Raw genomic sequence first — 24,045 nt, forward strand, 5'->3', positions numbered from 1 at the left:
CCCCGACTGGGGCCAGCCATGTGGGCCATTTTGCGTTCAGTTCACCCGCAGGGCTTCCCGGGCTCGTTGGGTGGTGTGCATTGGCTGGGGTTTGGCCCAGTTCTCCGACAGGTTGATGAAGTCCACCAGTTCGCGCAGGCGACCCTGGTCACGGCCGTTGAAGGCAAAGGTCAGGCGTGTCAGGTGGCTGAAGTTGCCTTCTTCGTGCTCCGCGCCACTGTCAGGCTGCTGGTGATACCTGCCGCTCAGGCGCAGGTCGGCAAAACCTTCCTCCACGTCATGCAGCGCGGCCTCGCTCAAGGGGTGGTGCATGCGGATGACGAACTGGTTCTTCAGCCATCGGCTGGAGTGGTAGTTGCTGTAGAACTGGTTGATTTCCTCCACCGCCTCGTCGGCACTGTGCACCAGGCGTACCAGCTTGAGGTCGCTGGGCAGGATGTAGCGGTTCTCTTCCAGTTGGCGGCTGATGAAGGCCAGGGCATCCTGCCAGAAACTACCGCCGGGCGAGTCGAGCAGCACCACCGGAACCAACGGGCTCTTGCCGGTCTGGATCAGGGTGAGTACTTCCAGCGCCTCATCAAGGGTGCCGAAGCCTCCCGGGCAGAGCACCAGCGCATCGGCCTCCTTGACGAAGAACAGCTTGCGAATGAAAAAGAAATGGAACGGCAGCAGCTTGTCGGTGCCATTGACGGTGGCATTGGCATGTTGCTCGAAGGGCAAGGTGATGTTGAAACCCAGGCTGTGATCGCTGCCGGCGCCTTCGTGGGCGGCGGCCATGATGCCGCCTCCGGCGCCGGTGATCACCATCAGGTCGGAACGTGCCAGCGTTGCGCCCAGCTCCCGGGCCAGCGCATACATGGGGTGCTCCAACGGCGTTCGTGCCGAGCCGAACACGGTGACTTTGCGCCGCCCCTTGTAATGCTCGAGGGTGCGGAACGAATGGTCGAGCTCACGCAGGGCCTGCAGGGTGATCTTGGCGTTCCAGCGGTTGCGGTCGTCGTGGGCCATGCGCAGCACGGTCAGCAGCATGTCGCGGTACAGCGGCAGGTTGGGGCTGTTCGGGGCAACCAGTTGCAGTTGCTCGTCGATCTTGCTCAGGTCGATGCCGTGGTCCCTGAAGTGGTTAAACAGCAGCTCGTTCGATTGGTAAGGCATTCAACGTCTCCTTCTGCAGCAAAACCTCTGACCGGGTCGATGGCAGGTCCCGGCCGCGACACTGCGTGTGTCGCTGGCTGCTGTGGCTCGAGTGTGCCCCCCGAGCGTTGCAGTAGGCCTTCAAGGCCATTGTTGCAGTGGCAGTTCCATCGCGTTGTCGTTGTTATGGGTACTCGTTATCAATCTAGACGCTGGGGCGCACTCGTGCCGCCACAGGCGTGCAATACCGCCTGTCAGACTGGATCCGATGATGGCAGCGCTTTGGTTAACTGGAGGCAGAAGAGTGATGCAGCGAGGTGGCGGTATGCACCGGCTGGTGATCGAGGTGGACGGGCAACTGTTGCAGTTGCTCGAGCGCGAGGCGAAGGTTCATCACCTGAGCCTGGAGGGGGAGTGCTTGCGTCGGCTGCAGGGGGGCGAGGGGCACTCGCCTTACCTGCTGGCCCTGTTGGCCGAGTTGCGCGCCGATGATGAGCAGCGGCGCGCCAGAGACAGCGATCAGCTGGCCTGAGTCACTTCTTCTTGTTGCCAGCCGCGCAGCTGGCAGCGTCGAATGCCTGGTCCATGACCGGTTGGTTGGTCTTGTACACTGTGAAGCGGTAGACCATCACCGCGCCCTTGGACATCAGCTGACGGTAACCATTGTTACGGCAAACGCTGTCACCCAGCTGGCTGCGCACCTGCGCGGGGTTGGCCTGCATGCCTTGCGCATGCTCCTGGCGCACGCTCAGGTGATTGACCAGCGCCTTGCCTTCGACGGTATAGCCCTGGTCGAGGATGTCTTCGTTGATGGCCCGGGGGGTACCGACGCTGCTTTCCTTGGCGACCTTCTGCAGCATCTGGGTCAGCTCGTATTCCTGCTTGGAGGCAGCCTGGGCGGCCAGGGGCAGGGCGAGCAACAGGCTCAGGGTCGGGACGATAAGACGCAGCATGAATCTCTCCTGGTTCGATGACTGGCGCTTTGACCTGCGCCGGCGGGCGGCGTTCCATGAAACTGCTGGGGTTCCCCGGCCGCCTGAGCCGCTGATTATAAAGGAGCGGCCGTAAGGGCTGCACGGCAAATGACGCGTGCTCTGGTAGACTCGCGTTTTGTTTTTACCGAGTCGTCGTCGTGCCCCTTCCATCTTCCTGCCAAGGCCTGCAGCCATGAGCCACGCGGTAGCGCGGCTGCGCGCCGAGCGCCTGGCGCGCAGCATCAAACCCTTTGTCGCCCGCGGCTCGCGAGCCGAGCGCTGCCCGGATTGCCGGGTGATCGCCACGCACTGCCTGTGCGCGTGGAAACCGCGGGTGCCGGCAGACGCCGGCATGTGCCTGCTGATGCATGACACCGAGCCACTGAAGCCGACCAACACGGGGTGGCTGATTGCCGACGTGATCGAGGATACCTCCGCCTTCGGCTGGCTGCGTACCTCGGTGGACGAAGGCCTGCTGGCGTTGCTGGACGATCCGCGCTGGCAGCCTTACATCGTCTTCCCCGGCGAGTTCGTCAAAGAGGACCGTGTGGTCAGCGAGGTGCTGCGCGAACCGGGCAAGCGCCCGCTGTTCATCCTGCTCGACGCCACCTGGACCGAAGCGCGCAAGATGTTCCGCAAGAGCCCTTATCTCGACCGTTTCCCGGTGCTGAGCCTGCAGGCCGAGCAGATGTCGCGCTACCGCCTGCGCCGCTCCAAGCGTGACGACCACTTCTGTACCGCCGAAGTCGCCGCCATGTGTCTGGAGCTGGCCGGCGACAGCCAGGCCTCGCAGGCCCTGGATGCCTACCTGGATGTGTTCAGCTTGCACTACCTCAGCGGCAAGCGGCGCCTGGCGCTGGATGAGCAGGACGAGGTCCACCAGCGTTTGCATACCTTCCTATAGTCCAAGGGGCAGGCGCGGCGGATTGGTACATACTGTCGGGGCTGGCAGCCAGGGTAGGCGGGGACGACCGGGCAATTGGCTTGACCACCCGGGGCGTGCTCGGCATCCTTGGCGCCGCTTCGGGCACGACGAAGCTGCTGTTCCCCCGGACTTCGCCGTGCCATCCCGGCCGGCGGCCCTGCCGTTCGCGCCATGAGTTACCCGCCAGGCGTCTCCCGTACCCCCTGCGCCTGGTACAGAACAGGATCCCTAGATCGATGGCCACATACGAAATCCTGATTGCCGATGACCACCCACTGTTCCGTAGCGCACTGCGCCAGGCCGTTACCCTCGGCCTGGGCCCGGATGTGCGCCTGGTCGAGGTGGCGAGCATCGCCGAACTGGAAACCAGCCTGACCGAAAAAGCCGACTGGGACCTGGTCCTGCTGGACCTGAACATGCCCGGTGCCTATGGTTTCTCCGGGCTGGTGCTGCTGCGTGGCCAATACCCGCAGATCCCGGTGGTGATGGTCTCGGCCCAGGAAGAGGCGGCCGTCGTGGTGAAGTCCCGCGAATTTGGCGCCAGCGGTTTCATCCCCAAGTCCAGCGAGCTGAGCAAGATCCAGGAAGCCGTGCGCAATGTGCTCGACGGCGATGTCTGGTGGCCGCCGCAGGCGTTCGAGAAGGTTGACGTGTCTGCCGAGGCCAAGGCCGCCAGCGAAGGGCTGGCCAGTCTCACCCCGCAGCAGTTCCGCGTGCTGACCATGGTCTGCGAAGGGTTGCTGAACAAGCAGATCGCCTATGAGCTGAGTGTCTCGGAAGCGACCATCAAGGCTCACGTTACGGCGATCTTCCGCAAGCTGGGCGTTCGTACCCGGACCCAGGCCGCGCTGTTGTTGCAACAACTTGAATCGGTTTCGGCCAGCTAAATCCCTGCGCCTTCACGCTTTTTTGACTGCGGTTGAACTAGCCTGCTGGCCTTTTTTCGGTGAAGTGACTGACACACATGTCGCCATTCAAGGGCCAGACCGGCCTCAAACGTATCTTCAATGCCGCCGGCTACTCGCTGGACGGCCTGCGTGCCGCGTTCAAGGGTGAGGCCGCGTTTCGCCAGCTGGTGCTGGTCAACGTGCTGTTGATCCCCACAGCCTTCTGGCTGCCGGTGAGCCGCGCCGAACGGGCGATCCTTATCGCCGTTTGCTTGCTGGGGCTGATCGTCGAGCTGCTCAATTCGGCGGTGGAGGCGGCGATCGATCGTATCTCCCTCGACCGTCACCCCTTGTCGAAGAACGCCAAGGACATGGGCAGTGCCGCGCAACTGGTGGCCATGAGCATGGTCGCGCTGGTCTGGGGCGTGATCCTGCTCGGCTGACGTTCAGGCGATCGGCGGCAGCACGATCTCGTCGCTGCGCTGCACGCCAGCGGTGAAACTGCGGCACAGCTCGAGGAACTCGCGCATGGCCGAAGTCTGGTACTTCTGCTTGTGCCAGATGAAGTAGAACTGCCGCGACAGGTCCAGTGCCGGAGTTTCCACCGGTACCAGGCTGCCGCGGCGGAAAGCGTCGCGCAGGGCCAGGCGCGAGATGCAGCCGATACCCAGCCCCGACTCCACGGCCCGTTTGATTGCTTCGGTATGTTCCAGCTCAAGGCGGATGTTCAGGTTGGCGCGATGATGACGCATGGCCTGGTCGAAGGTCAGGCGGGTGCCCGAGCCTTGTTCGCGCAGGATCCAGGCTTCATGGGACAGCTGCTCGATATCGGCATGGCCGGCTTTGGCCAGCGGATGCTGCGGCGCGCAGAACACCACCAGTTCATCCTCCACCCAGGGCTGCACCTCCAGATCGGGGTGGTTGCAGTCGCCTTCGATTAGACCCAGGTCAATTTCGTAATGGGCAACCTGTTGCACGATATGCGCAGTGTTCTGCACGTGCAGTTTGACCTGGCTTTCCGGATGCACCTGCATGAAGCTGCCGATCAGCAAGGTGGCCAGGTAGTTGCCGATGGTCAGGGTGGCGCCGACGGCCAGCGAGCCGAACCCCGACTTGCCGTTGAGCAGGTCTTCGATTTCCTTGGCCTGATCGAGCAGCGCCACGGCCTGGGGCAACAGTTGATGGCCCAGGGCGTTGAGGCTCAGGCGTTTACCGGCACGGTCGAACAGCTGGCAGCTGGACTGGCGCTCCAGTTCGGTGATCGAGGTGCTTGCCGCAGATTGCGACAAGGCCAGTACGCCCGCGGCCCTGGACACACTCTGGTGCTGGGCGACGGCGACAAAGACCTGGAGCTGACGAAGTGTGAATCGCATATCTATATAACCGATAACACATATCTTGATAATTCAGTTAACAGATATTGTCGCTGCCCCTAAACTATCGCGCAACTGCGCGTCTTGCGCGCGCCGCGTTTTCCTTCAGGAGCCCCATCGATGAGCAACATGAACCACGAACGTGTCCTCAGTGTGCACCACTGGAACGACACTCTGTTCAGCTTCAAGTGCACCCGTGATCCGGGCCTGCGCTTCGAGAACGGTCAGTTCGTGATGATCGGCCTGCAGCAGGACAGCGGCCGTCCGCTCATGCGCGCCTACTCCATCGCCTCGCCGAACTGGGAAGAGCACTTGGAGTTCTTCAGCATCAAGGTGCCGGATGGTCCGCTGACCTCCCAGCTGCAGCACCTGAAGGAAGGCGACGAGATCATCATCAGCAAGAAGCCCACCGGCACCCTGGTGCTGGACGACCTGAACCCAGGCAAGCACCTGTACCTGCTGAGCACCGGTACCGGCCTTGCGCCGTTCATGAGCGTCATCCAGGACCCGGAGACCTACGAGCGCTTCGAGAAAGTGATCCTGGTACACGGCGTTCGCTACGTGAACGAAGTAGCCTACCGCGAGTTCATCACCGAGCACCTACCGCAGAACGAGTTCTTCGGTGAGTCTGTGCGCGACAAACTGATCTACTACCCGACCGTGACCCGCGAGCCTTTCGAAAACCAGGGGCGCCTGACCGACCTGATGCGCAGCGGCAAGCTGTTCAGCGATATCGGCCTGCCACCGATCAACCCGCAGGACGACCGGGCGATGATCTGCGGCAGCCCGAGCATGCTCGATGAAACCAGTGAAGTGCTGGACAGCTTTGGCCTGAAGATCTCTGCACGTATGCGTGAGCCGGGCGATTACCTGATCGAGCGAGCGTTCGTCGAGAAGTAAGGCCAGCGGCATGAATGAAAAACGCAGGCTTTGCCTGCGTTTTTTTATGCTCGGAGAAAAGGTTTGCCGTGTCGGTCCTGTCGCGGGGCAAGCGACTTGCCCCGCGATAGGGCCCGCAACCACACCGGATCACTCCGGCGCCACCTCCAGCACCCGGATCACATCCGGTTGCGGATAATGCCAGCGCACCTGCACATCCCAGAACTTCACCCCATAGACCCGCTCGGGCGGCGGCACCTGGTAGGCTGGGCGTGGGTCCTGGGCCAGGCACTGGTCGATCAGCTCGACCAGCGGTTCGCCCAGGCGCAGTGCGTGGGTGCGGGCCTGAGGCAGTGCGCCCTCGCTCCATTGCACGCTGATCGGCTCTGGTGCATCACTGGCCATCAGGTTCGATGCCTCGGCGACGCTGTCCGCATACGGCACATAAGGCTTGATATCCAGCACCGGGGTGCCGTCCAGCAGATCGATCCCTGACAGCAGCAGACGCCCCGGTTCGACGCCATCCAGGCGTACCACCGACTGGCCGATGCCGTTGGGCCGATGGGTGGCCCGGGTGGCGAACACCCCCATGCTCCTGTTGCCGCCCAGGCGCGGTGGGCGCACCTTCAGGCGTGGCTTGTCTTCCAGTGCCTGGTGGAACAGGAACAGCAGCCACACATGGCTGACCTGTTCCAGGCCTTCGACGGCATCGCCCTGGTCAAAGGGCGGCAGCAGCTCCAGCACGCCACGGGCAGCCGGCGCCAGCTGGGGTTGGCGCGGGATGGCGAACTTCTCCTTGAAGCAGGAGCGAACGATGCCGACCGGCGAGACGGTATGCTGCATCTTGGCTCAGCCGCGCACGCGAAGGGTCAGGCCCTTGAGGAAGTTGCGCAGCAACTGGTCGCCGCAGGGGCGGTAGTTGTCGTGGCCGACCTTGCGGAACAGCGCGCTCAGCTCTGGTTTGGACACCGGGAAGTCGACGGACTTGAGTACCGCATGCAGGTCGTCCTCCTTCAGCTCGAAGGCCACCCGCAGCTTCTTGAGCACGGTGTTGTTGGTCACCGGCACTTCGATCGGCTGCGGCGGGCGGCTGTCGTCGCGGCCGCGACGGTGAATCACCAGGCCGTCGAGGAAGTGTGCCATGACCTTCTCCGGGCAGCGTACGAAGCCGGGTTCCTCTTCCTTTTTTACATAGGTGGCGATGGCCTCGGCGGAAACCTCGAGGCCCGAGAGCTTGATGATCTCGGCCATTTTCTGGTCGTTGGCCTTGAGCATGTAGCGCAGGCTGCGCAGTACATCGTTGTGGTTCATTGCGGCGAATCCTGTTCTGTTGCCGCGTCAGTCATTGCGCGGCGGTAATGCTAGAAGCGTTCTGTAGCGGCCACGTAGCGCCACTGGCCCAGCGGCAGCTTGCCCATCGACACCCCGCCAAGGCGAATGCGGCGCATCGCCAGGACCTTGAGGCCAGCGGTTTCGCAAAGCTGTTCGATCAACCCCGGTTGCGGGTTCTTCAGCACGATGCGCAGGTGTTGCTCGTTCTGCCAGCTGGCCTTGGCCTTCGGCAGTTCGACACCCTTGCGTTCCACGCCGCGGGCCAGTCGCTCGAGGGCGCCGGGTTTGGCTTCACCACTGACCTGGACGATGTATTCCTGCTCCATGCGGCGCAGGTCGGCCTCCAGCTTGCGGGTTACCCGCCAGTCCTGGGTGAACAGCTGCAGGCCACTGGCGCCGGGCAGCAGCGGGACGATGCAGGCCTGGCGGGCGAAATGCCCATGCAACGGGCGCACGCTCTCGCGGTGCGCTTCGCTGAGGCTGGCCATGCTGATGCTGGCCAGGGCGGCTGCGGTGTTTTGGCCGGCCTGCTGGTTGAGCAGCAGGGTGACCGGTTCGAGTGAGTCGGCACGAGCGCCCGGGAGCAGCTCGACTTGCTGTTCGGTGATTTTGAACTGGGGTTGTTCGACCACCACGCCATCGACCGTGACCCAGCCACCCTCGATGTACAGTTCGGCCTCGCGGCGGGAGCAGCCAAGCTGTTCGATGAGGCGTTTGGAGAGACGAATGGGTTCGGACATGGACACGGGCATCACGCGGTAGGGAAAGCCTTCATTGTACCTGCCTGGGCGAGGTAGCGGCTGCAAATCGATGTCATTTGCGCCATTTCGGAGCGGGGTAGTGGTTTCCTGAGCTTGCGTACTAGGACGTTGTACGAACAAGCCTCATATGTAGTAGGGGATAGGGCTGCCCTAGGCCGTCGGTTTCCGAACGGCCATAGATCTCGAAGCCTTCATGCAGGTAGAAACCCAGGGCTTGCGGGTTCTGTTCGTTGACGTCCAGGCGCTCGGCGTTCAATTCGTGCACCGCGTGGCGCAGCAGGCGCCGTCCGATGCCCTGGCCACGGTGTTCGGGCGCGACGAAGAGCATGTCGACCCGGCCGTTTGCCACCCCGGCAAAGCCAAGGATGTGCCGCTTGCTGTCCTTGCAGCAGACCAGCATCACGGCATCGAGGTATTTGCGCAGCACGTGCTCGCGCAGCAGCAGAATGTAACCCTCGGGCAGGAAATCGTGGGTGGCGCGAACCGACGCCTCCCACACCCGGACCAGCTCGGGATAATCGCTCAGATGAGGTGTGTGCAGCGTGACGGCGGGCGACATCCTGTGATCCTCCGGGAGGCCATTGAGGAAAACATAGATGCAAAAAAATACCCCGCCAGCGGGCGGGGTATTTTCAGGCGGGTTTCGCTCAGATGGGCTCGGCCCACATGTCGTACTCGTCGGCGTCGACGATGCGGCAGCGGACCTTGTCGCCCGGCTTGAAGCCGTGGTCGCCGTCGATGAACACGCTGCCGTCGATCTCCGGCGCGTCGAAGAAGCTGCGGCCCACCGAGCCCTGTTCCTCGACTTCGTCGATCAATACCTCGATTTCCTTGCCGATGCGCTGTTGCAGGCGCGCGGCGCTGATCGCCTGCTGGTGTGCCATGAAGCGGTCCCAGCGGTCCTGCTTGACGTCGTCCGGCACCTCATCCAGGCCCAGGTCGTTGGCCGGGGCGCCTTCGACCGGCGAGTACTGGAAGCAGCCGACGCGGTCGAGCTGGGCTTCGGTCAGCCAGTCGAGCAGGTACTGGAAGTCTTCTTCGGTTTCGCCGGGGAAGCCGACGATGAAAGTCGAGCGGATCACCAGTTCCGGGCACTGTTCGCGCCAGTTCTTGATGCGCGCAAGGGTGCGGTCTTCGAAGGCCGGGCGCTTCATCGACTTGAGCACCTTGGGGCTGGCGTGCTGGAACGGGATGTCCAGGTACGGCAGGATCTTGCCGGCGGCCATCAGCGGAATCACGTCGTCGACGTTCGGGTACGGGTAGACATAGTGCAGACGCACCCAGGCGCCCAGGCTGCTCAGCGCCTCGCACAGCTCGAGCATGCGGGTCTTGACCGGGCGGCCGTTCCAGAAATCGGTCTTGTACTTGACGTCCACGCCGTAGGCGCTGGTGTCCTGGGAGATCACCAGGATCTCCTTGACGCCGGCCTTGACCAGGCGCTCGGCCTCGCTCAGGACTTCGCCGACCGGGCGGCTGACCAGCTTGCCGCGCATCGACGGGATGATGCAGAAGCTGCAGCTGTGGTTGCAGCCTTCGGAAATCTTCAGGTAGGCGTAGTGGCGCGGGGTCAGCTTGACGCCCTGGGGCGGCACCAGGTCGATCAGCGGGTTGTGGTCCTGGCGCGGTGGCACCACTTCGTGCACGGCATTGACCACCTGCTCGTACTGCTGCGGGCCGGTGACCGACAACACGCTCGGGTGCACGTCACGGATGCTGCCTTCTTCGACCCCCATGCAGCCGGTGACGATGACCTTGCCGTTCTCCTTGATGGCTTCGCCGATCACTTCCAGCGACTCGGCCTTGGCGCTGTCGATGAAGCCGCAGGTGTTGACCACCACCACGTCGGCATCCTCGTAGGTAGGCACGACTTCATAGCCTTCCATGCGCAGCTGGGTCAGGATGCGCTCGGAATCGACCAGGGCCTTGGGGCAACCCAGGGAGACGAAGCCGACCTTTGGGGTGGCGGGAGTGGTGGACATGGCTAACCTCGGTATTGAATACAGGTCGCCCGGCCGGTAACGGGGGCGATCCTGGCGGGCGCTTTCGGCGCCTCTGATCAAAAAGTGCGCAATTCTAGCGAGCACAAGGTCGCTTTACCAGCAGAAATACGACGAACGCTGCGCTATGCTTCGCGCCGTTGTGCCGGGGTATCCGGGAGGGCCCGGCGCGGGTAGGCATTCAACCGGTCTAATAGGCCGTCTGCGGGAGTGGTGATGGTTCAGGCAAGCAGTCATGCCGAAGGCGGGCACGCGGGGAAGCAGGGGGCAGCACGGCCGCTGGGCCTGCTCGTGGCGGCCGTTGGGGTGGTCTATGGCGATATTGGCACCAGCCCGCTGTATACCCTCAAAGAGGTCTTTACCGGTGGTTATGGCGTACAGGTCAACCATGACGGAGTGCTGGGCATCCTGTCGTTGATCCTCTGGTCGCTGCTGTGGGTGGTTTCGTTCAAGTACGTGATGTTCATCCTGCGCGCCGACAACCAGGGCGAGGGCGGCACCATGGCCCTGACCGCGCTGGCGCGGCGGGCCACGGCGCAGTATCCGCGGTTGCGCATGCTGATGGTCGGTTGCGGCCTGATTGGCGCCTCGCTGTTCTACGGCGACAGCATGATCACCCCGGCGGTGTCGGTGCTGTCGGCGGTGGAGGGCATGGGCCTGGCGTTCGAGGGTATCGACCACTGGGTGGTGCCGATTGCACTGGTGGTGCTGGTGGCGCTGTTCCTGGTGCAGAAGCATGGCACCGAGAAGATCGGCAAGGCGTTTGGCCCGATCATGGTTGCCTGGTTCCTTGCGCTGGCGGCGCTCGGTGTCCATGGCATCTTGCAGAGCCCAGAGGTGCTGAAGGCGTTCAACCCGGGCTGGGCCTTGAACTTCTTCATCGTCCACCCCGGCATGGGCGTGGCCATTCTTGGTGCCGTGGTGCTGGCGCTGACCGGTGCCGAGGCCCTGTACGCCGATATGGGCCATTTCGGCCGCAAACCCATTGCCCGTGCCTGGTTCGCCCTGGTGCTGCCGGCGCTTGTGCTCAACTACTTCGGCCAGGGCGCCATGCTGCTGCAGAATCCCGAGGCGGCGCGCAACCCGTTCTACCTCTTGGCGCCGTCCTGGGCTTTGCTGCCGCTGGTGGGGCTGGCCACGATGGCCACGGTGATCGCCTCCCAGGCGGTGATCTCGGGGGCCTTCTCGCTGACTCGCCAGGCCATCCAGCTGGGCTATGTGCCGCGCATGCAGATCCAGCACACCTCCAGCGACGAGCAGGGGCAGATCTATATCGGCGCAGTGAACTGGGCGTTGATGGTCGGCGTGGTGCTGCTGGTGATCGGCTTCGAATCCTCCGGCGCCCTGGCGGCGGCCTACGGCGTGGCAGTGACCGGCACCATGCTGATGACCACCATCCTGGTCTCGGCGGTCATGCTGCTGTTGTGGAAGTGGCCGCCGGTATTGGCTGTGCCGCTGCTGCTGGGCTTCCTGTTCGTAGACGGGCTGTTCTTCGCCGCCAACGTGCCGAAGATCGTGCAGGGCGGTGCTTTCCCGGTGCTGGCGGGTATCGTGCTGTTCGTGTTGATGAGTACCTGGAAGCGTGGCAAGCAGATCCTGGTCGATCGCATCGATGAAGGCGCGTTGCCGCTGCCGCTGTTTATCAGCAGCATCCGCGTGCAGCCGCCGCATCGGGTCGAGGGCACCGCGGTGTTCCTGACCGCGCGCTCCGATGCCGTACCGCACGCGCTGCTGCACAACATGCTGCATAACCAGGTGCTGCACAGCCAGGTGGTGCTGCTGACGGTGGTCAGCGAGGACCGGCCGCGGGTGCCGGAGCATGAGCGCTTCGAGGTGGAAGCCTATGGTGACGGGTTCTTCCGGGTGCTGCTGCACTTCGGCTTCATGGACGAGCCGGACGTACCGGCGGCGCTGAAGCTTTGCCACTTGGACGAACTGGACTTCAGCCCGATGCGCACCACCTACTTCCTGAGTCGGGAGACTGTGATCGCCTCCCGCCTGGAGGGGATGTCGCGCTGGCGCGGGAACCTGTTCGCGTTCCTGCTGAAGAATGCCAACGGCAACCTGCGGTTCTTCAACCTGCCGCTCAATCGGGTGATCGAGTTGGGGACGCAGGTCGAGATCTGAGGGCACAAACATCGCGGGGCAAGCCCGCTCCCACAAGGATCACACAAGCCTTGTGGGAGCGGGCTTGCCCCGCGATGGGCCGCAAAGCGACCCCTTTCCCTATCATTTCTCAGCGACGTTGGCCTTTCCCTGGCGGGTCTCGATCTCACCGATCAGGCGCTTGGCCAGCGCCGGGTAGTTTTCGTCGAAGTGGTGGCCGCCGGGCAGTTTCATGCGCTCACCCACGGCGGTCTTGTCGGTGCAGCCGCTTTCGTCGGTCTCTTCCACACCATAGATGCACACCACCTTCGCCGCCGGCAACCTGGCCATCTCCGGCCCGGTCGGGGCTTCCTGGCCTTCCTTGCCGAGCCAGCCCTCCACCTCGATTTCGAAACTGCCGCTGCGGGCGAACGCCAGCAGGATCACCGCATCGATGCGCTTCTGGTCGTCTGCGGACAGGCGGTTATAGATAGCCGGCAGCACGTCGGCGCCGAACGAGTAGCCGGTCAGCACGAAGCGCTTGGTGCCCCATTTCTGGCGATAGTGCTGCATCAGCTCGGAGAGGTCGGCGGCGCTCTGCTCCGGGGTCTTGTGCTGCCAGTAGTAGCGCAGGGTGTCGATGCCGACCACCGGGTAGCCAAGCTTGGCCATCTCGCCGGCCACATCGCGGTCCAGGTCGCGCCAGCCGCCGTCGCCGGAAAGGAACAGGGTGACGGTGTCGGTGGTCTGCCCGGCCGGGACTTCCACCACCGGGATGGCCAGGGCGTTGCCATCGTGGCCGACCAGGGCCTGGGTCAATTGCGCCTTGAGTACCTGGGGCAGGTGAATGTCGTAGTCGGCGATGCTGGTTTCGGCGTTGGCCTGGTCGCGCACGAAGGCGGCACTGGCGTCATCCGGGTTGTCGTTCCAGGCCACGTTCCAGTGGCCGTGGGCGGCGGACTTGGGCAGGGCGGCCTGGCAGCCGGGCTGCTCGACGGTGAAATCCACCGAGATGGCTCGCGCCCTGTCGTCGCTTTGTGCGGCCAGCCAGCGCCAGGCCTGGGCAGCGCCCGGGCCGATACCGGCAACCAGGGTCGGTTTTTCGGCCAGTCGAGTCAGGGCCTGGTCCATCGCGACCTGCTGCTTGGCGCAGTCGGCCGGTGGCAGGATCACCTGCACCAGTTGCGCCTCGCCGGCCTGGCTCAGGTCGAGCAGTTGCTTGTCGGTCAGGGCTTGGTCCTGTGGCACGCCGATGGCCACTCGGGCCTTGGCATGCACGCCGGGCGTGGCGCGGGTCAGGGCGCTGCCGTCGTCGAGCGTGAGGTGCTCCAGGCGTGCCTCGGGGGCCGGGCGGGTCCACAGCCAGAAGGCCGCACCGCCGGCCAGTACGGCGAGCAACAGGGGAATCAGTACGTACAGCCAATAGCGTCGGATCATCAACGTTTCACCAATCCAGTCAGGCCGCCAGCGATCAGGGCGGCGGTGTCAGCCAGTGCAACCAGCGGGTCGAGCCCGGCCGGCACGGCCATGTAGCGGGGTTCCCAGTCCGGCTGGAACTTGTCCTTGAAGCGCCGCAGGCCCTGGAAGTTGTAGAGCTGTTCACCGCGCTGGAACACCATCGAGCCCAGGCGCTGGGTCAAGGGGGCGCCACGCCGCGGCTGCAAGCCGGAAAGGGGGACCATGCCCAGGCTGAAGCGGCCGTAGTCGTGGCTTTTGTAGTGCAGGATCAGACCGACCATCATGAACTCCATGGTCAGCTTCGGTGCTTCTGGATGCGCGCGCATCAGGTCAAGGCTGGCCAGCTCGTTGCTGTGGGTCTCCAGCAGGTTGGCGAAGGCCACCGGGCGGCCCTGGAAGCGGATCAGCGCGATGCGGAAATGCTGCAGGTACTCGGGGCTGAAGCGGCCGAGGGAGAAGCCTTTTTCGCGCACGTTCTTGCCGCTGAGCCAGGCGTCGGAGATCTCCTTGAGTGCCTCCAGCGGGGCGTGGCCAGGCTCATGGATCTCCAGGGCCAGGCCGTCGCGGCCGCCGCGGTTCCAGGTGTAGCGCAGGTCCTTCATCTCCTTGCCCTTGGCGTCGATATCGAAGCGGCGCAGGTCGACCCGCGCTTCCTCGCCGAGCTTGATCGCGGTCAGGCCGATGTCCATGTAGAACGGCAGGTTCTCCGCCCGCACCTGGTAGAACACCGGGCGGGCATGGTGCAAGTCGCACAGGTCGCGGAACTGCCAGATCATTTCGGCGCGTTCCTGCGCCGGGCCAATCGGGTCGTACAGGGCTACCAGGCTGCGGCCGCGACGGGCATACATCAGGAAGGCGTTGTCGTTGGGGTGGAACAGCAGCGCCTTGTCACCGGTCAGGGCCAGCCCGCCATCGGGCTGGTCGGAGGCGAGCAGGATGCGGTTGGCGCGCTGCAGTTCGTCTTCGCTGGGCAGATGGATCACTGGCCGGGCGGTGCGCAGCAGCCAGGTCAGGGCGACGATCACCAGCAGCACGGCGCTGCCCAGCGCGGCGCGCAAACCCCGAGGCGCATCGGCATCAAGGGTGAACTGCCACCACAACTTATGGGTGTAAGGCACGTCCTGGTAGGCGAACAGCAGCAGCCATACCGAGGCGCCGACCACGCAGGCGCTGGCCACCAGGTACACCGGCGAGAACGGCAGCTCCAGCAGGCGGCTGGGGCGGTAGAACGAGCGGCGGAACAGGGCGAGCAGGGCGGCGGTAAAGCACATCAGGCTGGCTTCTTCCCAGTCGAAGCCCTTGAGCAACGACAGTACCGCGCCCACCAGCAGCAGCACGGTGGTCAGCAGCCAGGCGGCCGACAGGCGCCGTCGCAGGCCCTGGGCGAGCAGCAGGCAGAGCACGCCGATCAGACTGGCGCCGAAGTGCGAGGCATCGATCAGGCGGTGTGGGATCAGGAAGCCCATGTGCTCCAGACGGCTATCGATCTCCGGGGTGGCGCCGGAGAACAGCAGCACCACCCCGGAAAGGAACACCAGGATCGCCAGCACCGGCGCGGCCAGGCCCGAGGCTGCGCGGATCGCCTGCTGGGTGACCATCAGCCGGCGGGCTTCATTGGCCAGCAGCAGCACGCAGGCCACCAGCAACGGCAGCACCACGTAGATCAGCCGGTACAGCAGCAGGGCGGCCGCCAGTGGCGCCGCGCCCAGCTGGTTGGCGAAGGCGGCCAGCAGGATCGCCTCGAACACCCCGACGCCACCCGGCACATGGCTTAGCACCCCGGCGGCGAGGGCGAGCAGGTAGACCAGCACGAACGCGCCAAAGGGTGGGGCTTCGGGCAGCAGCAAATAGAGCACCGTGGCAGCAGCGGCGACATCCAGGGCGGTGATCAGCAGTTGCAACGCAGTCAGGCGCGCGCCTGGCAGGCGCAGGGTGCGGCGCCCGAACTGCACCAGCAGGTTGTCGGCCAACGGCTGTTCAGGCAGGCGACGGCGGTACAGGCCCACGACCAGGGCTACCGCCGCGCCCAGCACGGCGATGGCGATGCCGCCCAGCAGCGGTGCAGGCAAACGCAGCGCCGTTGCCGCTGCCGGCAGATCGCTCAGGGTGGCCAGTGCAGCCAGCGGCGGCAGCGCGCAGCCCAGCGAGAGGCTGGCGAACACTGTCATGCGCGCGACTTCCGCGGCGCCCAGGCCTTGCCGGGCATAGAGGCGATAACGCACCGAGCCGCCCGACAGCATCGACAAGCCTATTGCGTTGCCAATGGCGAAGGCACTGAAGCCCCCGAGCACCAACGTACGGGGTGGCAGTTGCACGGCGGCGTAGCGGCTGGCCGACCATTCGTAACCCAGCAGGATCACGAAGCCGGCCAACGTGGCCAGCAGCGCGCCGAGCAGCGACTGGGTCGGCACGCTGAGCATCGCATCATGCAGGGCGTAGATATCCAGTTCGCTCAACAGATGGCGGCAGGCAATCAGGCCCATGGCGAACAGCAGCAATGTCAACGCCAATCCCAGCGGCTGACGGTACTTGCTCAGGCGTTCCAGCCAGGGCAGGCGCTGCGCCGCCGCCGGCAAGGCCGTGGTCAACGGTGCCTGGGGCTCAGGAGTGGGGGCGGTCATGGAGTGCCTCGTGCGCAGCGCGCGAGGTAAAGGCAAGGTGCGGCCAAGTGAAAGTCCCTTTGGAAAAACGTATCCGAATATTACTCCGCGCCGGCGGCTTAATCTGTTTCAGGATAGTTAAAGATAGTTCATTCAGCCGTCTGCAAGGGCTGGAACCAGGGCTTGGCGAGGAGGAGTCGAAAGGGTAGGGCTGAATGCAACAAACCCCGCACTGTCTTGCGACAGGCGGGGTTTGTTCTGACGAATATGGTTGCGGGAGCCGGATTTGAACCGACGACCTTCGGGTTATGAGCCCGACGAGCTACCAGGCTGCTCCATCCCGCGTCAGAGGGGCGCATTCTACGCATTTGCCATGGCTTGTCAAGGCTTGATATGCCATTGGTTGCGATTGGAAAAACAGCGGCCAATAAAAAAGGCCACTGCGTGAACAGTGGCCTTTTCTTGAATCTGGTTGCGGGAGCCGGATTTGAACCGACGACCTTCGGGTTATGAGCCCGACGAGCTACCAGGCTGCTCCATCCCGCGCCTGTGGAATCGAATTGTACGGATTTCCCAACCGCTGTCAAACGTTACTGCTTGATTTTTCGTAGGTTTTTCTTTCGTTGGAAATTTAGAGGCAATAAAAAAGGCCACTGCGTAAACAGTGGCCTTTTCTTGAATCTGGTTGCGGGAGCCGGATTTGAACCGACGACCTTCGGGTTATGAGCCCGACGAGCTACCAGGCTGCTCCATCCCGCGCCTGTGAGATCGAATTCTACGGATTTTCCTTTGGCTGTCAAGCATTTCCTCAAGAAAATCCTTTTTCGTTCAAACCCTTAGCGTGCCAGATCGCGCCGCAGCTCAGTGGCGACGGGGCTTGCAGGCCGATTGTCCGCTCCAGGCTGTCTCGTCCGTTGGCCATACGGTAATATCTGTATGAATTTACAGTAGTGGCTGTCATCCATGTCCTTGCGCAAGATCATCCACATTGATTGTGACTGCTTCTACGCCGCCATCGAGATGCGCGATGACCCACGCCTGGTCGGTCGCCCCATGGCCGTGGGTGGGCAGCCAGGTCAGCGTGGCGTGATCGCTACCTGTAACTACGAGGCGCGTGCCTACGGCGTGCGGTCGGCTATGGCATCGGGGCATGCGATGAAGCTGTGCCCCGACCTGGAAATCGTCAAGCCGCGTTTCGAGGCTTACCGTGAGGCGTCCCGGGAGATTCACGCGATCTTTCGCGACTACACCGAGCTGATCGAACCGCTGTCGCTGGACGAGGCTTACCTGGATGTCAGTGACAGCCAATGGTTTGCCGGCAGCGCCACGCGGATTGCCGAGGACATTCGCCGACGGGTCGCCCAGCAACTGCATATCACGGTGTCCGCAGGTGTGGCGCCGAACAAGTTCCTGGCCAAGATCGCCAGCGATTGGCGCAAGCCCAATGGTTTGTTCGTCATTACCCCGGATCAGGTGGAGGAATTCGTTGCGCAGCTACCGGTGGCGCGCTTGCATGGGGTTGGCAAGGTGACTGCGGATAAGCTCTCGCGGTTGGGAATCGACACATGCCTGTCGCTGCGTGATTGGCCGCGGTTGGCATTGGTTCGCGAGTTCGGCAGCTTCGGCGAGCGCTTGTGGGGGCTGGCGCGGGGGATCGACGAGCGTGCGGTGCACAACGACAGTCGGCGGCAGTCGGTCAGCGTCGAGAACACCTACGATCATGATTTGCCCGACCTGAGCAGTTGCCTGGAGAAGCTGCCTGACCTGCTCGCCAGTCTGAATGAGCGGATTGCGCGCATGGATAGCAGCTATCGGCCCGACAAGCCTTTCGTCAAGGTCAAGTTCCATGACTTCAGCCAGACCACGCTGGAGCAGGCGGGGGCGGGGCGGGACCTGGAGAGTTACCGGCAGTTGCTCAGCCAGGCGTTTGCCCGGGGTGGCAAGCCGGTGCGGTTGCTGGGGGTGGGGGTGAGGCTGCGGGATCTGCGCGGGGCGCATGAGCAGTTGGAGTTGTTTCGGGACATATAAAGAAGAAGGGGCCACAGATGGCCCCTCCTTTTGGTTTTACTGCACGCCCGGATCGGCAACCAGTCTCCCGGTGGCCTTGGTCAGTGCCTGCAGAAATTCCTGCTGCAGCTCCGGATCGTTGCGCGTGAGTTCGATCAGGCTCTGTTCCAGTTCGCTGGCTTCTTCTTCCAGGCCCAGCTCCGACAGGCGCTTGACCCGATGTACCCACTGGCCGACATCGTCGTCCTCGAGGTCATCGAAAATCAGCTCGTGGGCCTCGAGCAACTTGCCGCGCAAATTGCCGCTGACCAGCAGGCTGGCATCGCCTCGTACCTGGTTTTCCTCATCCACCACCTGCAGGTGCAGGGTGCCGATATGGTTGAGGTTCTGCTCGGAGAACGGGCTGTCGAGCAAGTTCAGGCGCAGTACGCCATGCTTGTCGGTAGTCAGCTCGTGGGTCATCTTGCCGGCCTTGACCTCGACCAGGCGCTCGTTCCAGGGCAGGCTGATGGACTCTTCGCGCTTGCCCTTCTCGACCTCGTCGATGCCCGCCAGGTTCTGCTGGGCACGGCCGTTGGACGGTACGTTCATGAACGGGTTGACGCCCGCCACGCCATAGCTCAGCCAGTCGTGGGTGATGCTGTCCGGCAGGTTGCCCAAGGCGAACACATTGGCCACATTGGCGCCGATGCCTGCCACCACGGCCACCGCGCCCAGCGGGATCTCGTAGACCTCCCGCCAGGGTTGGTAGGGGGTGTAGCGGTCGTAGCGGCGGGTCACTTCGAACTCGGTGACCTCGAAACGCTTGAGCTCATGAATGCGCACGCGTCGCTGCGGAAGCTCCATCACCTTCGGCTCGCCGACATCGATCTGCAGACTGTGCTCGAGCAGTTTGCGCTCGACGCGCTCCTCATGGTCGCTGCGCTGGGACATCTGGTTGGCGCAGCCGCCGAGGAACAGGGCGCCGCACAGTGCGGCGCCCCCCAGGGTGTAGGTACTTCGCTTGGACATGATCACTCGCGTAACGGGTTATCAGCGGCGGATGCGGGCCTGCAGGAAGGTCAGCACTTCATTGAGCGGCAGTGCCTGGGCCTCCGACTCGGTGCGGTGCTTGTATTCCAGGTTGCCATCGGCCAGGCCGCGGTCGCTGACGACGATGCGGTGGGGGATGCCGATCAGCTCCATGTCGGCGAACTTGATGCCGGGGCTGGTCTTCTTGTCGCGGTCGTCCAGCAGGACTTCGAAACCGGCGGCGGTCAGTTCGGCGTACAGCTTGTCGGTAGCTTCACGGACCACGTCGGTTTCGTAGCGCAGCGGCACCAGGGCGATCTGGAACGGGGCCAGGGCGTCGTTCCAGATGATGCCCTTGTCGTCGTGGTTCTGCTCGATGGCGGCGGCGACCACACGGGACACGCCGATACCGTAGCAGCCCATCGACAGGACTACAGGCTTGCCGTTCTCACCCAGCACCTGGCACTTGAGCGCTTCGCTGTACTTGGTGCCGAGCTGGAAGATGTGGCCGACTTCGATGCCGCGCTTGATGACCAGGGTACCCTGGCCGTCCGGGCTCGGGTCGCCCTCGACCACGTTGCGCAGGTCGGCGACCTGCGGAACCGGCAGGTCGCGTTCCCAGTTCACGCCGAAGTAGTGCTTGTCGTCGATGTTGGCACCGATGCCGAAGTCGCTCATCAGGGCGACCGAGCGGTCGATGATGCACTCCAGCGGCAGATTCAGCGGGCCGAGGGAGCCTGCGCCGGCACCGATGGCGGCACGCAGTTCGGCGTCGGTGGCCATCACCAGCGGGTCGGCGACCTGCTCCAGCTTGGTGGCCTTGATTTCGTTGAGCTCGTGGTCGCCACGTACGATCAGCGCGACCAGCTTGCCTTCCTCGGCGCCATGCACGATCAGGGTCTTGACGGTCTTCTCGATCGCCAGGCCGAAGTTTTCCACCAGTTGCGCGATGGTCTTGGCGTCCGGGGTATCGACCAGGCGCAGCTCTTCGGTCGGCGCCGGACGCACGGTTTCGCGCGGAATGGCCTCGGCCTTCTCGATGTTGGCGGCGTAATCGGAGCTGTCGCTGAAGATCACGTCGTCTTCGCCGGAGGAGGCGAGCACGTGGAATTCGTGGGAATAGCTACCACCGATCGAGCCGGTGTCGGCCTGCACTGGACGGAAGTCCAGGCCCAGGCGGGTGAAGATGTTGGAGTACGCCAGGTGCATGCGGTCGTAGGTTTCCTGCAGGGAAGCCTGGTCGGCATGGAAGGAGTAGGCGTCCTTCATGATGAACTCGCGGCCGCGCATCAGGCCGAAGCGCGGGCGGATCTCGTCGCGGAACTTGGTCTGGATCTGGAACATGTTCAGCGGCAGCTGCTTGTAGCTGGACAGCTCGTTGCGCGCCAGGTCGGTGATGACCTCTTCGTGGGTCGGGCCGACGCAGAATTCGCGCTGGTGGCGGTCTTTCAGGCGCAGCAGCTCGGGGCCGTACTGCTCCCAGCGGCCGGATTCCTGCCACAGTTCAGCCGGCTGGATGCTCGGCATCAGCACCTCGAGGGCGCCGGCGGCGGTCATTTCCTCGCGCACCACGGCTTCGACCTTGCGCATCACCCGCAGGCCCATCGGCAGCCAGGTGTACAGGCCGGAGGCCAGCTTGCGGATCATGCCGGCACGCAGCATGAGCTGGTGGCTGATGACCACTGCATCGGCCGGGGTTTCTTTCTGGGTGGCGAGCAAATATTGACTGGTGCGCATGGTGAGCCGTGTCGATTGCCTGAATGTGAAATGACCCCGCATTGTACGGGGGCGAAACGAAAGCGTACAGAATGCAGCACTGGCGCGGTTCTGTCAGCCAAGAAAAAGCCCGGCGATCGCCGGGCTTCTTCATCTTTGGGCGTCGCAAACCTGGGTTTACAGGATGCTCAGCGGGTACTCGACAATCAGGCGCAGTTCGTCGATGGAGTTGGAGCCGTAGTACACGCCGTCCGCGGAGCGGTAGGTAGCTTGACGCACGCGCAGGCTCAGGTCCTTGGCCGGACCGCTTTGCAGGACGTACTTGACGTCGATGTCGCGTTCCCATTCCTTGCCGTTGTCGGTGGTGCGGGTGGTAGCACCGGTACCACGAGCGTAACGGGTCATGAAGGTCAAACCTGGGATGCCATACTCGGCGAAGTTCAGGTCGTAACGGGCCTGCCAGGATTTCTCGTCTTCGGCGTTGAAGTCGGAACGGGCGATGGAGTTGGCCAGGAACACGGTGCCGCCACCGTCGACGCCATAGGCGTAGTCACCGTCGCCGCTGACTTTCTGGTAGGCCAGGGTGAAGGTGTGGGCGCCGATGTTGTAGGCGGCCGAGAGGCTGGCGGCGATGTTGTCGAGCTCGTTGGTGCCATCCGATTTCGTTACGAAGGCGCCGGTGCGGTTTTCACCAATGGACTTGGTGTCATAGATGTTGAAGTCGAACACCAGGCCTTGCTTGTCGCTGATCGGCAATGCCCAGTTGACGTTGCCGTACCACTTGCGGAAGTGATCCTCGACGCGCGAATAGTAGAGGGTGGTACTCAGGCTGTCGGTAATCGCGTAGGTGCCACCGAAGACGTTTGCTTCGGTCAGGCCCGGGCGCTTCTCGCGCGCATCGTTGAGGCCGCCGATGCTGTCCTTGTAGCTTGCCGCCTGAGCATCGAGACGGGTGAAGTGACCGGCGTTCAGCTCCAGGCCCTTGATTTCCTTGCTGGTCAGCAGGAAACCTTCGGCAACTTCAGGCAGCAGGCGGCTGTCGTCGGTGGCAAAGACCGGCATGGCGGTGTACTGGCCGCCGTATTTCAGGACAGTGTCGGAAATACGGAATTTGACCGCGCCGTAGCCCTTGGAGTAATCGTCTTGCGAACGGCCGTCAGAGCCGGTGGGGAACAGGCCGGTGCCGGCACGGCCCTTGCCGCTGTCGACCTTGACGCCCAACAGGCCGATGGCGTCGACGCCGACGCCGACGGTGCCTTGGGTAAAGCCGGATTCGAAGGTGCCGTGGAAGCCCAGGCCTGTTTCTTCTACGCGGCTCTGGTCGCCGGCGGGGGCATTACGGAAGTCACGGCTGAAATACAGCATCCGGGTCTTGACGCTGAGCTTGCTGTCTTCGACGAAGCCCTTGGATTCATCCTGCGAAGAGGCGACAGCCATCTGCGAAGTCCCTGCCGCTACGGCCAGGGCGATCATGCTCCACTTCATCACGCGCATCGTGATTTGCTCCTTTGGTTTTTAGGAAGAGTACCGCCGCACCCAAGTGTTTTAGTTATAGGGCCGGCTCTTTCTTGTTATGTCGGCGAAAATGTATATCACGCGGACTATTCTTGGCGATATGGGCAGAAACAACCTTTCGGTAACTTTATGGCCATGTCGCTGTCAGTTGTCTCCATGTCGCAAATCACGCCTGTCATATAAAGGCGTACAACGCCAGCGCTGTCTCGAAACCGTCATTTTTGTATAAATACAAAGTACGGCTTGTGAAACTCCCTGGTTATCCGATGCCGCTGTTGTTATTTGTCGCATTCACCCTGCAGTGCAGGGAGCGTGCCGACTTGGCGAGTAACGAATGCAACAAGCATGCTCAAAATCACGAACCTTTGATGAAATTTTCACAAAGGCCCTGCCTGTAGCTGGAAAACCTCCGAAAACACGGGCTGCGACCGGTTTGGCGGCGGTTCACGGTGATCTCTGGCGTATGCGTGTGAAGCTGCCTTCCAAGTCAAGGTGTTACCGACGATTGTTTATCCTGGCTGTTTTATGTGACGGATGTGTGGTGGAGGTCTGACGAGCGGCATCATTTTGGTGCGAAAAGTAGCGCTGTGTTACCGAAGCGGGGCGTCGATGTTGTCATTCGCGTGCTACAAATGGCTCGAATCGACGTCGCCGGGTGTGGCAAATGCCGAAGCAGAGTATCCTTGCGCCCCTGTGCCCGGCCGGTTGGAAGGGCTGTATTGCTAGAAAGGAGGTTTGCCGTGTTCACCCTCGATTCGCGTCTGCAGGAGGATTCCCTGGTATTGGGCGACCTGCCGCTGTGCCGCCTGCTGCTGAGCAAGGATGCCAATTACCCGTGGTTCATCCTGGTGCCGCGTCGCGCCGATATCACTGAAGTGTTCGAGCTCGAGGAAGCGGACCAGCAGCAGTTGTGGGTCGAGACGAGCGCCCTGGCCGAGGCGTTGAAGGATGCCTTTGCCGCCGACAAGATGAACGTCGCGGCCTTGGGCAATGTGGTCAGCCAGCTGCACATGCATGTGATCGTGCGTCAGCGTGGTGATGCCGCCTGGCCCGCCCCGGTCTGGGGCAAGGTGGCGGCCATCGGCTACACCCAGGAGCAGCTCGATGGTATTCGCCAGCAAGTGCGTGCGCTGCTGGGTGAGAGCTTCAAGGAGGCTTGAGGATGTCGCAGGAACTGGAAATGCGCATTATCGAGCTGGAGACCCGCCAGGCGTTTCAGGATGACAGCTTGCAGGCGCTCAATGATGTGGTTGTCGAGCAGAGCCGAGTGATCGAACGCCTGCAATTGCAGATGGCGGAGCTGATCAAACGCTACGAAGAGGTGGTCGGCCAGCAGGGCGGCGGGGAAGAGGAAGCGCCGCCGCCTCACTATTGAGCACGGCGGCGGTACA

General features: G+C 63.2%; 22 protein-coding genes and 3 tRNA genes. 9 read left to right on the forward strand and 16 right to left on the reverse strand.

Features of this window, described 5'->3' with window-relative positions:
- Nucleotides 1–36: 36 nt before the first annotated feature.
- Complete coding sequence (locus ACQ4OD_RS06265; protein ID WP_094010100.1) at nt 37–1,155, reverse strand: LOG family protein; 1,119 nt, start codon at nt 1,153–1,155, stop codon at nt 37–39.
- Between the two features lie 304 nt (nt 1,156–1,459).
- Here ACQ4OD_RS06265 and ACQ4OD_RS06270 point away from each other — a divergent pair, with 304 nt between their 5' ends.
- Nucleotides 1,460–1,666, forward strand: coding sequence for a hypothetical protein (locus ACQ4OD_RS06270; protein ID WP_046857890.1), 207 nt, complete (start codon nt 1,460–1,462; stop codon nt 1,664–1,666).
- 1 nt (nt 1,667) lies between these two features.
- On the opposite strand, the gene ACQ4OD_RS06275 is transcribed toward ACQ4OD_RS06270, so the two are convergent.
- On the reverse strand, nt 1,668–2,087 hold the full coding sequence (locus ACQ4OD_RS06275) for a quorum-sensing-regulated virulence factor family protein (RefSeq protein WP_046856783.1): 420 nt from the start codon (nt 2,085–2,087) through the stop codon (nt 1,668–1,670).
- 214 nt (nt 2,088–2,301) lie between these two features.
- Here ACQ4OD_RS06275 and ACQ4OD_RS06280 point away from each other — a divergent pair, with 214 nt between their 5' ends.
- From ACQ4OD_RS06280 to ACQ4OD_RS06290, 3 genes are all read left to right on the forward strand, one after another.
- The gene (locus ACQ4OD_RS06280) at nt 2,302–3,012 is read left to right on the forward strand and encodes a tRNA-uridine aminocarboxypropyltransferase (protein ID WP_110697832.1); all 711 of its coding nucleotides are present in this window, start codon (nt 2,302–2,304) and stop codon (nt 3,010–3,012) included.
- A 257-nt stretch (nt 3,013–3,269) separates the two neighbouring features.
- On the forward strand, nt 3,270–3,920 hold the full coding sequence (erdR, locus tag ACQ4OD_RS06285) for a response regulator transcription factor ErdR (RefSeq protein ID WP_023631045.1): 651 nt from the start codon (nt 3,270–3,272) through the stop codon (nt 3,918–3,920).
- Nucleotides 3,921–3,997: 77 nt separating this feature from the next.
- The gene (locus ACQ4OD_RS06290; RefSeq protein ID WP_023631044.1) at nt 3,998–4,363 is read left to right on the forward strand and encodes a diacylglycerol kinase; all 366 of its coding nucleotides are present in this window, start codon (nt 3,998–4,000) and stop codon (nt 4,361–4,363) included.
- 3 nt (nt 4,364–4,366) lie between these two features.
- On the opposite strand, the gene finR is transcribed toward ACQ4OD_RS06290, so the two are convergent.
- Nucleotides 4,367–5,293: a LysR family transcriptional regulator FinR gene (gene finR / locus ACQ4OD_RS06295; RefSeq protein WP_023631043.1), complete on the reverse strand. Its 927-nt coding sequence runs from the start codon at nt 5,291–5,293 to the stop codon at nt 4,367–4,369.
- A gap of 120 nt (nt 5,294–5,413) precedes the next feature.
- On the opposite strand from finR, the gene fpr reads away from it, so the two are divergent.
- Nucleotides 5,414–6,193 carry a ferredoxin-NADP reductase gene (fpr, locus tag ACQ4OD_RS06300; RefSeq protein ID WP_046856781.1) on the forward strand — a complete coding sequence of 260 codons (780 nt, stop codon included), beginning with the start codon at nt 5,414–5,416 and terminating at the stop codon, nt 6,191–6,193.
- A gap of 129 nt (nt 6,194–6,322) precedes the next feature.
- On the opposite strand, the gene tsaA is transcribed toward fpr, so the two are convergent.
- From tsaA to rimO, 5 genes are all read right to left on the reverse strand, one after another.
- Nucleotides 6,323–7,015 (reverse strand): tRNA (N6-threonylcarbamoyladenosine(37)-N6)-methyltransferase TrmO, encoded by a 693-nt coding sequence (tsaA, locus tag ACQ4OD_RS06305; protein WP_277503102.1) that lies wholly within the window; start codon nt 7,013–7,015, stop codon nt 6,323–6,325.
- Nucleotides 7,016–7,021: 6 nt separating this feature from the next.
- Complete coding sequence (locus ACQ4OD_RS06310; protein WP_046856779.1) at nt 7,022–7,483, reverse strand: DUF1456 family protein; 462 nt, start codon at nt 7,481–7,483, stop codon at nt 7,022–7,024.
- A gap of 50 nt (nt 7,484–7,533) precedes the next feature.
- Nucleotides 7,534–8,244 (reverse strand): rRNA pseudouridine synthase, encoded by a 711-nt coding sequence (locus ACQ4OD_RS06315; RefSeq protein ID WP_198754654.1) that lies wholly within the window; start codon nt 8,242–8,244, stop codon nt 7,534–7,536.
- Between the two features lie 121 nt (nt 8,245–8,365).
- On the reverse strand, nt 8,366–8,824 hold the full coding sequence (locus ACQ4OD_RS06320) for a GNAT family N-acetyltransferase (protein WP_110697838.1): 459 nt from the start codon (nt 8,822–8,824) through the stop codon (nt 8,366–8,368).
- Nucleotides 8,825–8,912: 88 nt separating this feature from the next.
- Nucleotides 8,913–10,244, reverse strand: coding sequence for a 30S ribosomal protein S12 methylthiotransferase RimO (gene rimO / locus ACQ4OD_RS06325; RefSeq protein WP_139669622.1), 1,332 nt, complete (start codon nt 10,242–10,244; stop codon nt 8,913–8,915).
- A 234-nt stretch (nt 10,245–10,478) separates the two neighbouring features.
- Here rimO and ACQ4OD_RS06330 point away from each other — a divergent pair, with 234 nt between their 5' ends.
- Complete coding sequence (locus ACQ4OD_RS06330) at nt 10,479–12,389, forward strand: potassium transporter Kup (protein WP_102681669.1); 1,911 nt, start codon at nt 10,479–10,481, stop codon at nt 12,387–12,389.
- 102 nt (nt 12,390–12,491) lie between these two features.
- On the opposite strand, the gene ACQ4OD_RS06335 is transcribed toward ACQ4OD_RS06330, so the two are convergent.
- The 5 genes from ACQ4OD_RS06335 to ACQ4OD_RS06355 all read right to left on the reverse strand — a co-directional run bounded on the left by ACQ4OD_RS06335 (nt 12,492) and on the right by ACQ4OD_RS06355 (nt 17,164).
- Nucleotides 12,492–13,784 carry a virulence factor family protein gene (locus ACQ4OD_RS06335; RefSeq protein ID WP_430944028.1) on the reverse strand — a complete coding sequence of 431 codons (1,293 nt, stop codon included), beginning with the start codon at nt 13,782–13,784 and terminating at the stop codon, nt 12,492–12,494.
- A complete protein-coding gene (mprF, locus tag ACQ4OD_RS06340) occupies nt 13,784–16,426 on the reverse strand; it encodes a bifunctional lysylphosphatidylglycerol flippase/synthetase MprF (protein WP_198754966.1) in 2,643 nt (880 codons plus the stop codon). The genes ACQ4OD_RS06335 and mprF overlap by 1 nt, the downstream gene beginning before the upstream one ends.
- A 247-nt stretch (nt 16,427–16,673) precedes the next feature.
- A tRNA-Met gene (locus ACQ4OD_RS06345) sits at nt 16,674–16,750 on the reverse strand.
- Between the two features lie 124 nt (nt 16,751–16,874).
- Nucleotides 16,875–16,951: transfer RNA gene (locus ACQ4OD_RS06350), tRNA-Met, on the reverse strand.
- A gap of 136 nt (nt 16,952–17,087) precedes the next feature.
- Nucleotides 17,088–17,164 (reverse strand) — tRNA-Met (locus ACQ4OD_RS06355).
- A 210-nt stretch (nt 17,165–17,374) separates the two neighbouring features.
- Here ACQ4OD_RS06355 and dinB point away from each other — a divergent pair.
- Complete coding sequence (dinB, locus tag ACQ4OD_RS06360) at nt 17,375–18,433, forward strand: DNA polymerase IV (protein WP_198754993.1); 1,059 nt, start codon at nt 17,375–17,377, stop codon at nt 18,431–18,433.
- Between the two features lie 36 nt (nt 18,434–18,469).
- On the opposite strand, the gene ACQ4OD_RS06365 is transcribed toward dinB, so the two are convergent.
- From ACQ4OD_RS06365 to ACQ4OD_RS06375, 3 genes are all read right to left on the reverse strand, one after another.
- Nucleotides 18,470–19,423: a hypothetical protein gene (locus ACQ4OD_RS06365; protein WP_139673133.1), complete on the reverse strand. Its 954-nt coding sequence runs from the start codon at nt 19,421–19,423 to the stop codon at nt 18,470–18,472.
- 21 nt (nt 19,424–19,444) lie between these two features.
- A complete protein-coding gene (locus ACQ4OD_RS06370; RefSeq protein WP_046856771.1) occupies nt 19,445–21,160 on the reverse strand; it encodes a proline--tRNA ligase in 1,716 nt (571 codons plus the stop codon).
- A gap of 156 nt (nt 21,161–21,316) precedes the next feature.
- The gene (locus ACQ4OD_RS06375; protein ID WP_102681674.1) at nt 21,317–22,633 is read right to left on the reverse strand and encodes an OprD family porin; all 1,317 of its coding nucleotides are present in this window, start codon (nt 22,631–22,633) and stop codon (nt 21,317–21,319) included.
- 761 nt (nt 22,634–23,394) lie between these two features.
- Between ACQ4OD_RS06375 and ACQ4OD_RS06380 the strand changes: the two genes are divergently transcribed.
- Together ACQ4OD_RS06380 and ACQ4OD_RS06385 are read left to right on the forward strand one after the other, a co-directional pair.
- A complete protein-coding gene (locus tag ACQ4OD_RS06380) occupies nt 23,395–23,814 on the forward strand; it encodes an HIT family protein (RefSeq protein ID WP_102681675.1) in 420 nt (139 codons plus the stop codon).
- A 2-nt stretch (nt 23,815–23,816) separates the two neighbouring features.
- Entirely contained in the window at nt 23,817–24,029 is a 213-nt protein-coding gene (locus ACQ4OD_RS06385; protein WP_430944029.1) for a SlyX family protein, read from the forward strand.
- Nucleotides 24,030–24,045 lie beyond the last annotated feature (16 nt).

Origin of the sequence: Pseudomonas sp. WC1 (genome assembly GCF_050586565.1) — a bacterium.
Classification (GTDB): Bacteria; Pseudomonadota; Gammaproteobacteria; order Pseudomonadales; family Pseudomonadaceae; genus Aquipseudomonas.

Excerpts from the sequence above, each read along its gene's own strand:
- ACQ4OD_RS06280 (WP_110697832.1), top strand. The coding sequence starts at position 2,302 with ATGAGCCACGCGGTAGCGCGGCTGCGCGCCGAGCGCCTGGCGCGCAGC.
- ACQ4OD_RS06315 (WP_198754654.1), bottom strand. The coding sequence starts at position 8,244 with ATGTCCGAACCCATTCGTCTCTCCAAACGCCTCATCGAACAGCTTGGC.
- ACQ4OD_RS06385 (WP_430944029.1), top strand. The coding sequence starts at position 23,817 with ATGTCGCAGGAACTGGAAATGCGCATTATCGAGCTGGAGACCCGCCAG.
- fpr (WP_046856781.1), top strand. The coding sequence starts at position 5,414 with ATGAGCAACATGAACCACGAACGTGTCCTCAGTGTGCACCACTGGAAC.
- ACQ4OD_RS06310 (WP_046856779.1), bottom strand. The coding sequence starts at position 7,483 with ATGAACCACAACGATGTACTGCGCAGCCTGCGCTACATGCTCAAGGCC.
- ACQ4OD_RS06375 (WP_102681674.1), bottom strand. The coding sequence starts at position 22,633 with ATGCGCGTGATGAAGTGGAGCATGATCGCCCTGGCCGTAGCGGCAGGG.
- ACQ4OD_RS06265 (WP_094010100.1), bottom strand. The coding sequence starts at position 1,155 with ATGCCTTACCAATCGAACGAGCTGCTGTTTAACCACTTCAGGGACCAC.
- tsaA (WP_277503102.1), bottom strand. The coding sequence starts at position 7,015 with ATGCAGCATACCGTCTCGCCGGTCGGCATCGTTCGCTCCTGCTTCAAG.
- ACQ4OD_RS06330 (WP_102681669.1), top strand. The coding sequence starts at position 10,479 with ATGGTTCAGGCAAGCAGTCATGCCGAAGGCGGGCACGCGGGGAAGCAG.
- ACQ4OD_RS06320 (WP_110697838.1), bottom strand. The coding sequence starts at position 8,824 with ATGTCGCCCGCCGTCACGCTGCACACACCTCATCTGAGCGATTATCCC.
- erdR (WP_023631045.1), top strand. The coding sequence starts at position 3,270 with ATGGCCACATACGAAATCCTGATTGCCGATGACCACCCACTGTTCCGT.
- ACQ4OD_RS06275 (WP_046856783.1), bottom strand. The coding sequence starts at position 2,087 with ATGCTGCGTCTTATCGTCCCGACCCTGAGCCTGTTGCTCGCCCTGCCC.
- ACQ4OD_RS06290 (WP_023631044.1), top strand. The coding sequence starts at position 3,998 with ATGTCGCCATTCAAGGGCCAGACCGGCCTCAAACGTATCTTCAATGCC.
- ACQ4OD_RS06270 (WP_046857890.1), top strand. The coding sequence starts at position 1,460 with ATGCACCGGCTGGTGATCGAGGTGGACGGGCAACTGTTGCAGTTGCTC.
- finR (WP_023631043.1), bottom strand. The coding sequence starts at position 5,293 with ATGCGATTCACACTTCGTCAGCTCCAGGTCTTTGTCGCCGTCGCCCAG.
- rimO (WP_139669622.1), bottom strand. The coding sequence starts at position 10,244 with ATGTCCACCACTCCCGCCACCCCAAAGGTCGGCTTCGTCTCCCTGGGT.
- mprF (WP_198754966.1), bottom strand. The coding sequence starts at position 16,426 with ATGACCGCCCCCACTCCTGAGCCCCAGGCACCGTTGACCACGGCCTTG.
- ACQ4OD_RS06365 (WP_139673133.1), bottom strand. The coding sequence starts at position 19,423 with ATGTCCAAGCGAAGTACCTACACCCTGGGGGGCGCCGCACTGTGCGGC.
- ACQ4OD_RS06370 (WP_046856771.1), bottom strand. The coding sequence starts at position 21,160 with ATGCGCACCAGTCAATATTTGCTCGCCACCCAGAAAGAAACCCCGGCC.
- ACQ4OD_RS06335 (WP_430944028.1), bottom strand. The coding sequence starts at position 13,784 with ATGATCCGACGCTATTGGCTGTACGTACTGATTCCCCTGTTGCTCGCC.